Consider the following 13,160-nt stretch of genomic DNA (forward strand, 5'->3'; position numbering starts at 1 on the left):
ATCGCTGCCCGGAAGGCGCCGGCAGGATGGGTTGGATGGTGCGGGCCTCTGGCGTGACACTCGGCGTGCCTCGATAATTCTGACGTCCTCCACCCTCTCGCCGACCCGCATGAGTCTCATTTCCCTGCTTCCCCGCTGGACCGAATCGCGCTGGAGCCAGCCGCTCGATCGGGCGCTGCTCGATCACCTCGAGCCACAGGCTGCGGTTGCCGGACTGTTGGGGCCCGGCCCGCAATGGACATTCACCACAGGGCATCTCAACACGCTCGGTGACATGGTCCACGCGTGGGTCGGATGGGGACGGCTCCCCGTGCGCTCGACGCCCGATGAGGCCCGCGCCACGACGGGGCAGGGAGATTTCATTCCGGAGCTGTTTCGCTATCTCAAGGCCATCGATCATCTCGGCTTGATCGACAGCGACTTCATCGATCACATCTATCAGCACAACTGGCTCGCTGCAGACCTGTACAGTGTGATGGATGTGTTGGAGCTCACGGCGTTCATGGGGCAGACGGACGCGTCGAAGTTTCGGATCGTGGAGATTGGCGGGGGCTGGGGACGTGTGCCCGAGATGCTGCTCAAGCTGTTCCCGGGCAAAATCGAGTACGTCATGGTGGATGCCGTACCCATCTCGCTGGTGTCCGCTGAAGCCTATCTGCGCGGGGCATTTCCCGAACTCAACTTCGGCAGCTTTGCCCGTGGCGACGACTATCAGCCCGGCAGCTACGATGTGTACTTCATTCCCAGTTGGGAGCTCAATCACCTGGGTTCGGCACGCTTCGATGTGGTCATGAACATCGAAAGCTTCCAGGAGATGACGCAGGATCGTGTCGACTACTATCTGTCGTGGTTCGACCTGGTCATCGCCGATCGCGGCATCGCCTACATCGCCAACTCACGTGACTACGTGTTTGTGGGCGACTGGAATTTCCCCACGTCGTGGCGCACCCTGGCTCGGCACCGCACGCCGCGGTCGTGGACACCCGACAACTCCACGCACATTCTGCGCAAGGAAGTGGGGCACTTCAGTGCTGGCAATCGCATCATCGATGTGGCGTACGCGAGTACCATTCCCACCGATCCCGCCCACGTGGCGGTGAGCACATTGCGGCAGATCCGGGAGTCGAGAGCGGGATAGTTGAAGAGTGGGATAGCTGGAGAGCTGGTCTATCCCGCCGCATGCTCCACGAAACGGGCCACCGCATCCACTGGGACCTTCTCAATCGGATGCGGCACGCCCGGCAGCATCGTGGATTGGGCGTTCGGCATGAGCGCCGCCGCCGCTTCACAGTCGGCCAGTGTGACGCTGTCGTCCCGTTCGCCGACCAGCAGGTGAACGGGACACTGCACGGCGGCAAAGGCGGCGTCGGTCAGTGGTGGGGCATCGCCGAGTCCGCGCAGCAGAACTGCGGTGCGCTGCATGAGTGCTTCCCAGCCGCCCGCGTTCGCGTGTCGTTTGGCCAACGTATCGGCAAACGCGGGCACCTTGGCCGCGATCACGGCTGGATCGAGGCGTGATGCGGCCAGCGTGGCCACCTCGGGTGTCCAGCGCAGCATCGTGCCCAATGTGACGAGTGCTGTGAATGCGGCCGGTGCCCGTGACGCGAGCAGCAACGCGGCATAGCCACCCATGGAATACCCAAACACCACCGGCGGGCAATCGTCGGCGCTGCGCGCGTCACTGGCCTCCACGGCGATGATATCCGCGAAGTAGTCCATGCTGAACGCTGCGCCCTCGGCGAGTGGCGTCTGACCATGTCCCGGAAGCTCGATCACACGTACCGATGCGAACCGGTCCAATGCCCGCAAGGCATCAACGACAGGCTGCATCTGTGCCGCGCTGCCCAGCGCGCCATGCACCACCAACACCGAGGGCCTGCTCATGGTTACTTGCCCTTGAAGGCCGAAATGGCATTCCGTGTGAACGGCGAGAGCGCCAGCGTGCCGCTCATGGTCGCACGTTCAGCCAGCATGCTGTCCCACTGCTCCGTGCCGGCCCAGAAGACCTGCTTCATCTGCGCCATGGCATCCGGATTGGAGCGCGCGAGTGTGGCGGCCAACTGATCGACGCCCGCATCGAGTGCGGCGACATCGTCGTAGAGACGCGCGTAGAGACCACGCCGCTCACACCACGCGGCATCACGCCAATCGGCATCGACGGCCATCTGGCTGAATGACGCGAGGCCAAGCTTCTTCTCGATCACCGGGCCCACCACGAACGGTCCAATGCCCACGGTGAGTTCGCTCAGTTTCGCCGACGCAGTGCGCACGGCCATGCCGAAGTCGGAGGCCGAGATGAGTCCCACCGCACCACCCGCCGCCTTGCCGTGCACGCGCGTGATGACGAACTGCGGCGCGCGAATCATCGCCAGGATCACACCGGCGAATCCGCTGAAGAACTGTTGTCCCTGTTCCGGCGCCGTGAGTGATGCCAGCTCGTCGAATGACGCCCCGGCGCAGAACGGCCCCGTGCCACCGCTCTGCAGCACGATCACGCGCACGGCGGGATCCTGGCTGACTCGTGTGACGGTGGCGGCGAGTTCACGCAGCAACACACCGGGCAGGGAATTGCTCTTCGGGTGAAAAAACTCGATGCGACCGATGCCATCGGTCACGGTCGTGCGGACGTAACCGTCCGCATGCTGGTCGGCGGGGGAGTTGGCAGGAGTCATGGCGGGGAAGATAGCGCGCGGACAATCCGGGCAAACAGCGCGGCCCGATGTGCGAGGCCGGCGGCGGTCAGCGCACCCGCGAAATGGGACCGACGGATTCGAGCGCCGGGACCACCTGACCATCCCGTTGCTCCCCAAGGAACGTGACGAGCGCCACACCCACGGCCTGTCGTCCGGAGAAGTCCTTCTTGGACACCTGCAGTTCGAACTGACCGCGGCTGCTGGTTCGGCCTTCGAGGACTTTCACGGAGCCGATCATGGCGAGACGATGATCGCTCCCATCGCGGAAGAAGTTGGCGATCTCGCGTACCGAGGCACCCTTCGTCGCACGCAGCGCATTGAAGAGATCCGTCGCCGCTTGCCGCATCTCGGCCATCGACGGCAGGCGCGCCGATGTCTCTGCGGTTGGCGCGGGCGATGGTGGTGCGCTCACCGGTGCGGTGGTGGCGGCCGCTGTGCGCGTATCGACCGGCTCACCGTAGGTGGATCGTGCGGGCTCGGCGCCCGTTTCCGTCTTGGGTGTGGTCTGCGGTGCGGCGTCTCTGGAGGTGGAAGGAACGGCCGCGGCCGACGACGGCAGTGTGGTGGATGCACGCGGCGCGGGGGCGAGGGTCACGGGCTCCTGGATCGCGGTCTTGGCGGTCGCGCTTTTGTTCGTTGCGCCGGCTGCTGCCGCACCCGTCGTTGGACCAGAAGCACTTGCCACTCGCGATGTATTGGCCGAGGGAACGGTGCCAGCATCCGTCGGAGCATTGCCGGTGTTGACCGTATCAGGCGTCGCGGCGGCCGCACCCACTGACCCTGATGGCGTCTGCGCGACCGGTGTCGGAGGCAGGGAGGCCACCTGCACCGAATCTGCATTCGAGCCCGACGGGACTCCGGTCGCGCCACTGACTTGCCGGAACACCACATACGCGAGCACCATAGCCGCCAGCGCTGCGGGAACGACGAACCGTCGTCCGCCTGAGGCCGGAGTCTTCGGCACGACAGATGAGGCCAATGACACCGCGGGCGCTTCGGCCGCCTCCGCCACCGCTGCAACCTTCCCGGCGGTCACGCGCTCTGTCTCTTCCCGAACCTCTGCGATCACCGACGCCACCTGCGGCGCACGCACGCGGAATACACAGCTCGCGCGCACGGTCGGCGTGGTGCCGCTGGCGAATGCATGACGCGGTGCAATGATCAGTCGCGTATCGCCGGCGAGTTGTGCATCGATGCGCAGTGACTCCGGGGTCAGTGTCACGGCGTCGGGGCGATCGAACAAAAAATCCAATCCCGACGTTGGCAGTGGCGCTCCCGCGGCATCAAAAGCCCGCAGCGGAAGGATCACATGAGCACCCACCTCGAGCTCGAAGGTGGTGGTGCCCAATCGCAATTCCGCGATCACCGGCTCTGCCACCGGCGCGGGTGTCCGCCCCGCCGGCACAGGGCTCACGGGGGTGAGCGCCTGCAACGCGGGGATCTGTTGTACGCGGGCCTGCTGCGCGAGGTGCGCCACTGCCGCCAGTGCACGTCCACCGTTGGCGGGCAGGGTCTCCGACACCACCTCCGCCACATCGTGCATCGAGGGCCAGCGTTGGTCCGGATCCTTGGCGAGCATGCGCATCACGGCATCGGACAGGAATGCCGGACAATCGGGGCGCAGTTGCTGCACTGGCACGGGCACCGCATTGCTGTGGGCCACGATCAACTCGTACAACTCACCCGTGAACGGCAGACGTCCGGTCAGCAACGTATAGGCCGTGACACCCAGTGAGTACTGATCGGATGCGGGCCCCACCGGTCGATTGGTGAACTGCTCGGGGCTCATGTACGACGGGGTGCCGACCTGTGTGCCCGATTGGGTCAGTGACGTGCCTCCCAACGCTTTCGCGATCCCGAAATCGGTGAGGATCACGTCGCCCTTCACATTCACCAGAATGTTCGCCGGCTTGATGTCGCGATGCACAATGGCTTCCGCGTGCGCATGGGCGAGCGCACGTGCGGCACCGGCAATGATCCATCGCACGTCGTCGATGGCCACGGACGTGCCGGGCTGGCACAAATGATCCGCCGCCATGCCTTCGACGAAGCTCATCACGAAATACGAGAGCTCCTGATCCTGCCGGATGTCATGCACCACGATGATGTTCGGGTGCTGCAGGCGGGCGGCGATGCGCGCTTCCAGCAGGAAGCGGTCGGACATGCCCGGTGTGAGGCTCAGCCTCGGATCCATCACCTTGATGGCGACGCGCCGATCGAGCTTGAGATCGTGCGCGAGATACACCACCGCCATGCCGCCACGACCGAGTTCACCGGCGATGTCGTACGTGCCCGCCGTCGACAGGCGAAGCCGTTCGAGCAAGGGATCGCTGGTCGAAGCAGAAGCGGCCGGAGCCAATGGCGTGGTCATCGTCGGGACGGGGCGAGGGGGCGTTCCGAACTTACCGCGCTCCGCACAGGGCGGACAGCCAAGCGCAGCAATACTGACGGTGACGGGACATTGGTACCAATGCACAACGGGCCCCGGCGCATTGCACCGGGGCCCGTTGGGTCACTGCGTATCAGGCGATTACTTCAGGTCGCCAAAGCTGCGACGGCCCGAACGCTCACCTTCCGAGCGGCAGCTCGTCGGGGCGTTCTGTCCATCGAGCTGCTGCCAGATTTCCACGCGGCGGTTGGCCGCCTGGGCCCGGCGATTCGCATCGGAGATGCGGCTACGGTTGGCTGGCGGCGGCTCCTGCTCGGTATCGCCGTCGCGCACCAGGATGCACTGCTCACCGAAGCTCGACCACACCACACGACCCTTGATGGCGTCCGCGTCGGTGCCGGCGACCTTCAGGAGCTGCTTGTACACGGCTTCCGCACGCGACTTGGCCAGCTTGTTGTTGTACGCTTCCGAGCCGTACCAGTCGGTGTGGCCTTCGATCGAGATGCGGATCGACGGGTTCGCCTTCATGACGTCGACGATCACCTTGAGGGTGTCGTTGCCGGCCTTCAGGACCACCGCGCGGTCGAAGCTGAACAGCGTGGTATCGAAGGCCACGCGGGCTGCGGGCAGTGCCTTGCACTCCACCGTCGCCTGCTGGGTCTTCGTGGCGCCGTGAGCCGTCTTCGAGACCGTGATGGTCGTCGTGCCGGCCGCGTTGCACGTCACCGTGCCGTTGTTCACCGAGGCGATCGAGTTGTTCGCCGACGTCCAGGTGATCGCGCCGAGGTCGACGTTGTCGGCATCGGTGGCCTTCGACGTGAACGACAGCGTCTTGCCCACATCCGTCGAGCCGCTGCTCGGCGAAAGCGTCAGCGTCCAATCCGGCGCCGGCACCGTCACGGTCGACTGCACCGAACGCTCCAGCTTCTTCACCGTGCCGCGGCAGGTGATGGTGGCCGTACCGGCCTTCACTGCCGTCACCTTGCCCGTGTTGTCCACGGTGGCAACCGAGGCATCGCTCGACGAGCAGGTCAGGTTCTGCACGTTGCGGAGTTCGATCGGGCGCGCGCTCGTTTCCGCGGCGCTCAATGCGAACTGACGGTCGGTGCCACGATTCACCGTCGCGCTGGCCGGGTCGATACGAAGCGCCCAGTCGAACGGCGTGCCAGCCGCGGCGCAAGCACCACGGAGCGCGTACGTGAAGCCCAAACGGAAGCCCATGTTGCTGGACGTGCCGTCGAGTTCCTGTTCGTTCGGCGACGGGTTGTTGTCGTACACGCCGTCAAAACGCGCGCCCCACTTGCCGCTGCCGCAGATCTTGAGGCCGGCAAGCGCCGAGAAGCCGTCTTCGTATTCGTTGGCCGTGGCACGGCCGGCGAACACCGAGTTCAGGTAACCCGCGCCAAGAATCAGCGATGTCTTCTTGGAGGAGGTGACCGGAATCGTCAGCGTGGCCAGACCACGGAACGGACGGTAGGTGATCGTCTCGAACGGATTCCGCAGGGCTTCGGTACGGCCGACGTTGATATCGCCCTCGACACCAAGCCACTTGTAGACGGACATGCCGATCCGGCCGCCGCCACCGATGATGTCCTGCTTCATGCGCAGGTCAGTATCGAGCCTGGTGTACTGCCCGAAAATGCCAACTTCGATACGATCGCCAAGGCCCTGAGCATGGGCCGTCGGTACCGCCGCGATGGCGGCCAGCAGCGAGATTCCGACCAGCTTTGTCTTCATGGAAACCTCTGGTAATGAGCAAAGGAACGGGTACAGACACGACCCGAGTCCGTCGAGCGGGAACTACCCGATGGTACGACCCGGACGACGGACGTGGGACAAAGGTAAGTGATCCCCACACTGTGCGATATATCACCTGAGGACTATTGTGTGCGCGTCGTCACCCTGACGGAACGCAAAACGGCCCCGCCGAAGGCAGGGCCGTTTCACCACCGGACTGGACTGCTACAGCCCGCCTACACGACCAGCAGGGCGTCGATGGACGCCCGGATGCGCTCAGCCGTCGGCACGACTTCGGCGAGGAGGTCCGGATGGTAGGGCACCGGAATGTCCTTGGGGGCCAGGCGTTCGATTGGTGCGTCGAGGAACCAGAACGCCTCCTGGGCCAGCGTACCGGCAATCTCCGCCCCGAACCCGGCCGAGAGGTTGTCCTCGTGCACGATCAGGCAGCGGCCGGTCTTCTTCACCGACGTGAGCACCGCCTCGCGGTCCCACGGGGCGATGGTGCGCAGGTCGAGCAACTCCACCCGGCCGTCCAGCCCTTCGATGGCTTCGGTGCAGCGATGCACCATGGCGCCCCATGACACCAGCGTCAGGTCGGTGCCGGCCTGGACCAGACGAGCCTTGCCGAACGGGATGACATAGTCGTCGCCCGGATACCGGGCGCTCCCGTCACCGGTCATCAGCAACGACCGGTGCTCGAAATAGATGGTCGGGTTCGGGCTCCGCATGGCCGAGCGCAGCAACCCCACCGCGTCGGCGGCGTTCGACGGCATGGCCACCTGCCAGCCGTAGGCGTGGGCAAACCGGACTTCGTCGCTGAGCGAGTGCCACGGGTCACCCACGTCCTTGCCGAAGCCGCCGGGCATGCGCACCACCATGGGAGCCGCGAACTGGTTGGCCGTGCGCCACCGCATGGTGCCGGTGTTGTTGAGCTGCTCGGTGGCCGGGTCGGCGTACTTCCGGAACTGAATCTCGGCCACCGGCATCAAGCCGCTCACCGCCATGCCGACCGCGCGGCCAATGATGCCTTCTTCGCTCAGGCTGGTATCGAACACCCGGTCGGCGCCGAACTGCTTCTGCAGCCCCTCGGTCACCAGGTGTACGCCACCCTTGCGGCCCACATCTTCACCGAACACCACCACCTTGGGATTCACCGCCAGTTCATGCCGGAGGGTGCGACGCACCGCCTCGGCAAAGCGCAGCAGTTCGCCTTCATCTGACGCGGCTTCCGTGTGGGGCAGGCTCGCGCGCTCCTCCGGCGTGAGACCACCCATTGCCTGGCCATCGAACGCGGGCTCGGCATACACGTGCAACGCCACCGTGGACGGGTCCGGCATGGGGCGGGCGCGGGCGGCATCGAGGCCGGCCTGCACATCGCGGGCGACTTCGGCTTCCAACGCTTCCCACTCGCTCTCGCTCAGCAGCGCCGGCACCAGATACTCACGGAGCCGCGGCAGCGGGTCACGCGTGAGATCGTCGGCAATTTCCTGCTCGCTGCGATAGCCCTTCTGATTGTCCGGGCCGGAGTGGCTCGACAGACGTGGCACCGTCAGGCGGACCAGGGCCGGGCCTTTGCCATCACGAATGTGCGTGACGGCCTCTTCCAGCAGACCGGCTGCTTCGTGCGGGTCGATGCCGCTGCCGTTGCGGATGAACAGGTTGCCGAAGGACGCGAGGTTCTTCGCGATATCGGCGCCGGGCGTCTGCATATCGCCCCGTACGCTGATGCCGAGGTTGTTGTCTTCGATGTAGAACAACATCGGCAACTTGAGCGTGGTGGCCATGGTCAGCGCCGCCCAGAAGCCGCTCGTGGCCACCGACGCATCACCACCCAGTGCCACGCTCATGCTGCGGGCGTACGACGCATCCTTGAGCGTATCGCGATGATAGATCACGCTCTGCGCCCAGCCAGCGGCCGGGGTGTACTGGGAGCCCACATCGCCGGCCATCGGCAGCACCGTGCAGCGATCGGGGCGCGCCAGATTGCACACCACCCCAATGTCACGGCCATCGCTGAAGCCACCCGAGCGCCCCAGGGGACTACCCAGTGCATCGTCGATGGGCAGCCCGAGAGACAGCAGCATCGGGCGTGAGCGGTAATACGCGCCGGCGCCGTCGTGCGGCCCCTGCATGAGTGAGCCCAGGATCACCTGCGCCATGTCGTGGCCACGGGCGGAGAACTGGTACAGGACCAGGTGTTCCCGCGGGACGCTGGTGCGGTTGCGATTCGTGGCTTCTTCCACGTCGTCGAGCGCGCGGGATACCAGCGTATGGTATGCGATGCGGCGCCAGTCGAACCCGGTACGCGGGGTCACGGCAGCATGTTTTCCGCTGCGAGCGGCGGGGCGTGTGGCAGTCTTGGCAGGCATAGCCTGATAATCTGCCCGGTGCACAGGGGAATTGGGAGTTAACCCGCGGCATTGTGTGCTCGGCACGCATGCAGACCGGTGCGCCAGAGGGAGTGGGATTCGTGGAACTGGGACGACGTGTAGGTGATGAGACGTGAAACGTCCTTGGGTGCAACCAGCACCGGGCATGGCCCCATGCTAACTTTGGAGGATGTCTTCTTCTCCTTCTCTCCTCGTAGAACAGGCCGACGGCGTCCTCACGTTGACGCTGAATCGCCCTGATGTCCTCAACAGCTTCAACCACGAGATGGCGGCGGCGTTGCAGGACGCACTTCGCCACGCGGCGGACGATCCGACGGTGCGCGCTGTGGTGCTGACCGGTGCCGGTCGTGGCTTCTGCGCCGGGCAGGACCTCGCCGAGGCGCTGCCGCAGGATGGCGGGCCGATGCCGGACATCGGCGAGATCGTGAAGAAGAGCTACAACCCGATCATTCGGGCCATCCGCAAGCTGGAGAAGCCGGTGGTGTGCGCCGTGAACGGCATTGCCGCCGGTGCTGGCGCCAATCTCGCCTTTGCCTGCGACATCACGATCGCGGCCGAAGAGGCGAGCTTCGTGGAGAGCTTCGCCAAGCTCGGGCTCATTCCCGATACGTCGGGCACATTCTTCGTGCCGCGCCTGGTGGGTGTGCAGCGTGCCACGGGCATGTTCTTCCTGGCCGAGAAGATGAGCGCCGCGCAGGCGAAGTCGTGGGGCCTCATCTGGGACGTGGCACCCAAGGCGGAGCTGATGAACACCGTGCAGGCCATGGCCAAGCAGTTGGCCACCCAGGCCACGCGCGGTTTTGGTCTCACCAAGCGTGCCATGAACGCCTCCTTCGGCAACGATCTCGATGCGCAGCTCGATGTCGAAGCACAGGCCATGCATGAAGCCGGTCGTACCGCCGACTACGAAGAAGGGGTGCGGGCGTTCCTCGAGAAGCGTGCTCCCGTCTATCGCGGAGCCTGACCCGCGATGGCGTCGTTGATGAAGGTCGGTGTGGTGGGCGCTGGCGCGATGGGCGCCGGCATCGCGCAGGTGGCGGCTCTGTTCGGCCACGAGGTCGTGCTCGCCGATGCGTTTGCCGCGGCTCTCCCGCGCGCCCGTGCTGGACATGAGAAGGCCATCGCGCGTGACGTGGAGAAGGGACGGCTGACGCGCGAAGCCGGTGACGCGGTGCTTCAGCGGTTCACGTATGTGGAAGGGGTGGGCGCCGAGCAGTTGGCCGCGTTCGCGGGGTGCGGCATCGTCATCGAAGCCATCGTGGAGCAACTGCCCATCAAGCAGGAGCTGTTCCGGGCGCTGGAGGCCGTGGTGAGCGATGACACGATCCTCGCCAGCAACACGTCCTCACTGTCCATCGCGGCGATTGCCGGTGCCTGTCGCGGCAGTCACCGCGTGGTGGGTGTGCACTTCTTCAATCCCGCGCCGGTGATGCCGTTGGTGGAGATCATTCCCGCCATCACCACCGATGCGGCGGTGGCCGATGCCGCGCGCGCGCTGGTGACATCGTGGAAGAAAGTCACGGTGATGGCGGCCGATACGCCGGGGTTCCTCGTGAACCGTGTGGCGCGCCCGTTCTACGGTGAAGCGCTGCGCATCCGCGAAGAAGGCATTGCCGATGCGGCCACCATCGACTGGGCGCTCCGCACGATAGGCGGGTTTCGCATGGGTCCCTTCGAACTCATGGACTTCATCGGGCTCGACGTGAACTTCGCGGTCACACGCTCGGTGTACGACGGGATGTTCCAGGATCCGCGCTACCGTCCGGCGTTGCAGCAGCAGCGACTGGTGGAAGCGGGTTGGTTGGGTCGCAAGACGGGGCGCGGGTTCTACGACCATCGTGATGGGGCCGACAAACCTGTCCCCACCGAAGATGTGGCACTGGGGCAGGTCATCGTGGATCGTGTGCTGGCCATGTTGGTGAACGAAGCGGTCGACTTTGTGCACCTGCAGCTCGGTACCGCGGCCGACGTGGAACTGGCAATGACGACCGGCGTGAACTATCCCAAGGGGCTGCTGGCGTGGGGCGATGAGATCGGTGCGGCCACGGTGCTCGCACGACTCGATGCCCTGTATCAGGACAGTGGGGATATGCGGTACCGGGCCAGTGTGCGATTGCGGCGTGCGGTGGCTGCGGGTGCCACGCTGTCCGACGTGCGGCGGTACTCGTGAGCGACGCGACGGCACCGCAGAGCGGATCTGCCGATGCGGCGGCCGTCGTGCAGCATCTGATGGAACGTGATGCCTTTTCGCAGTGGATGGGTGTCGAGGTGCTCGAAGCGGCCGTGGGGCGCTCCGTTCTGCGCATGCCAGTGCGCGCAGACATGGTGAACGGCTTTGGCACGTTGCACGGTGGTGTGCTGTTTGCGTTCGCCGACAGCGCGTTTGCCTTTTCCACCAACGCCGGCGGTTTTCTCAGTGTGGCAGTGGACTGCAGCATCAGCTTCCCGGTCGCGGTGCGGCCCGGAGATGTCCTCACCGCCACGGCGGTGGAGCAGAGCACGACCAACCGGCTGGCTTTCTGTGAAGTGAACGTCACCAATCAGGATGCGGTGACGGTGGGCTATTTCCGCGGCACGGTGTATCGCACGACACGTCCACACGTAGTGGGGCAGGCCATCGGGGCCGCATGATGTGGCGGTCCGCTGGTCGTGTGTTCACACCGCGCGCCAGCGCAACACGAGAACTTCGGATCAGGGTGCACGATGCAGAGTGAAGGACTTCAGGGCGCATGGATCGTTGATGGCGTGCGCACTCCCATCGGGAACCTGGGCGGCGCACTGAGCGCGGTCCGGGCCGACGACCTCGGCGCGCATGTGATCAGTGCGTTGGTGGCCAAGGTGCAGCAGGCCACGCCGGGTTTCGATCCGGCAGCCATTGTGGATGTCATTCTGGGCTGCGCGAATCAGGCCGGGGAAGACAATCGCAATGTGGCGCGCATGTCGGCGTTGCTGGCCGGCTTACCGGTGACGGTGCCGGGCGAAACGGTGAACCGTCTGTGCGCATCGGGCCTCAATGCGGTGGCTTCGGCTGCACGGGCCATTCGCGCTGGGGAAGGCGATGTGTACCTCGCCGGTGGTGTGGAGAGCATGACGCGCGCGCCCTTTGTGCTGTCGAAGGGCAGCACGCCGTTTGCGCGTGATGTGCAGCTCTTCGATACCAGCCTCGGGTGGCGCTTCGTCAATCCGCGCATGAAGACGATGCATGGTACCGACAGCATGGGCGAAACGGCGGAGAACGTGGCCAGCCAGTACGGTGTCACGCGCGCCGACCAGGACGCGTTTGCCGTGCGTTCGCAGCAGAAGGCGGCCGTGGCACGCAGCAGTGGCCGATTGGCGCAGGAAATTGCGCTGGTGTCGATCCCGCAGAAGAAAGGGGATCCGATCGTCGTGCGCGATGACGAGTTCCTGCGCCCTGATACGACCATGGAAACGCTGGCCAAACTCAAGCCTGCGTTCCGTCATGATGGGCAGGGCAGTGTCACGGCCGGCAATGCCAGTGGTCTCAACGATGGGGCCGCGGCGCTGCTGCTGGCGTCCGATCGTGGGGTGAAGACGCACGGATTTTCGCCGATCGCCCGTGTGGTGGCCAGCGCGGCCGCCGGCGTGGAGCCGCGCATCATGGGCATGGGCCCGGTGCCATCCACTCGCTTGGTGCTCGAGCGAGCCGGTCTCACGCTCGACCAAATGGATGTCATCGAACTCAACGAAGCCTTCGCCGCACAGTCGCTGGCCTGCGTGCGTGAATTGGGCATTGCCGATGACGATCCGCGCGTGAACCCCAACGGCGGTGCGATTGCGTTGGGGCACCCGTTGGGTATGAGCGGCGCGCGCATTGCGCTGTCGGCGGCGCGGCAGTTGCAGATCAGCGGCGGACGTTACGCGCTGTGCACCATGTGCATCGGCGTGGGGCAGGGTTTTGCCGTCGTGCTCGAACGCGCGTGATCGGCA

General features: G+C 65.3%; 10 protein-coding genes. 5 read left to right on the forward strand and 5 right to left on the reverse strand.

The window, feature by feature from the left end; all coding sequences use genetic code 11:
- Positions 1 to 109 precede the first annotated feature (109 nt).
- Entirely contained in the window at positions 110 to 1,138 is a 1,029-nt protein-coding gene (locus GAU_RS05365) for a putative sugar O-methyltransferase (RefSeq protein ID WP_041265290.1), read from the forward strand.
- Positions 1,139 to 1,167: 29 nt separating this feature from the next.
- Here GAU_RS05365 and GAU_RS05370 read toward each other — a convergent pair whose 3' ends face one another.
- From GAU_RS05370 to GAU_RS05390, 5 genes are all read right to left on the reverse strand, one after another.
- Complete coding sequence (locus tag GAU_RS05370; RefSeq protein ID WP_012682541.1) at positions 1,168 to 1,884, reverse strand: alpha/beta fold hydrolase; 717 nt, start codon at positions 1,882 to 1,884, stop codon at positions 1,168 to 1,170.
- Positions 1,885 to 1,886: 2 nt separating this feature from the next.
- A complete protein-coding gene (locus GAU_RS05375) occupies positions 1,887 to 2,672 on the reverse strand; it encodes an enoyl-CoA hydratase/isomerase family protein (protein ID WP_012682542.1) in 786 nt (261 codons plus the stop codon).
- Between the two features lie 67 nt (positions 2,673 to 2,739).
- Positions 2,740 to 5,064 carry a serine/threonine-protein kinase gene (locus tag GAU_RS20455; protein ID WP_012682543.1) on the reverse strand — a complete coding sequence of 775 codons (2,325 nt, stop codon included), beginning with the start codon at positions 5,062 to 5,064 and terminating at the stop codon, positions 2,740 to 2,742.
- A gap of 159 nt (positions 5,065 to 5,223) precedes the next feature.
- On the reverse strand, positions 5,224 to 6,819 hold the full coding sequence (locus GAU_RS22800) for an OmpA family protein (protein WP_012682544.1): 1,596 nt from the start codon (positions 6,817 to 6,819) through the stop codon (positions 5,224 to 5,226).
- A 236-nt stretch (positions 6,820 to 7,055) separates the two neighbouring features.
- Positions 7,056 to 9,191: an alpha-ketoacid dehydrogenase subunit alpha/beta gene (locus tag GAU_RS05390; protein WP_012682545.1), complete on the reverse strand. Its 2,136-nt coding sequence runs from the start codon at positions 9,189 to 9,191 to the stop codon at positions 7,056 to 7,058.
- Between the two features lie 190 nt (positions 9,192 to 9,381).
- On the opposite strand from GAU_RS05390, the gene paaG reads away from it, so the two are divergent.
- The 4 genes from paaG to pcaF all read left to right on the forward strand — a co-directional run bounded on the left by paaG (position 9,382) and on the right by pcaF (position 13,154).
- Positions 9,382 to 10,176: a 2-(1,2-epoxy-1,2-dihydrophenyl)acetyl-CoA isomerase PaaG gene (gene paaG / locus GAU_RS05395; RefSeq protein ID WP_012682546.1), complete on the forward strand. Its 795-nt coding sequence runs from the start codon at positions 9,382 to 9,384 to the stop codon at positions 10,174 to 10,176.
- Between the two features lie 6 nt (positions 10,177 to 10,182).
- Positions 10,183 to 11,382, forward strand: coding sequence for a 3-hydroxyacyl-CoA dehydrogenase NAD-binding domain-containing protein (locus GAU_RS05400; RefSeq protein ID WP_012682547.1), 1,200 nt, complete (start codon positions 10,183 to 10,185; stop codon positions 11,380 to 11,382).
- Entirely contained in the window at positions 11,379 to 11,843 is a 465-nt protein-coding gene (locus tag GAU_RS05405; RefSeq protein WP_012682548.1) for a PaaI family thioesterase, read from the forward strand. The genes GAU_RS05400 and GAU_RS05405 overlap by 4 nt, the downstream gene beginning before the upstream one ends.
- Positions 11,844 to 11,915: 72 nt before the next feature.
- Positions 11,916 to 13,154, forward strand: a complete 1,239-nt coding sequence (gene pcaF / locus GAU_RS05410) for a 3-oxoadipyl-CoA thiolase (protein WP_012682549.1) — start codon at positions 11,916 to 11,918, stop codon at positions 13,152 to 13,154.
- The last annotated feature ends 6 nt before the right edge of the window (positions 13,155 to 13,160 follow it).

The organism is Gemmatimonas aurantiaca T-27 (assembly GCF_000010305.1).
Taxonomy (GTDB): Bacteria; Gemmatimonadota; Gemmatimonadetes; order Gemmatimonadales; family Gemmatimonadaceae; genus Gemmatimonas; species Gemmatimonas aurantiaca.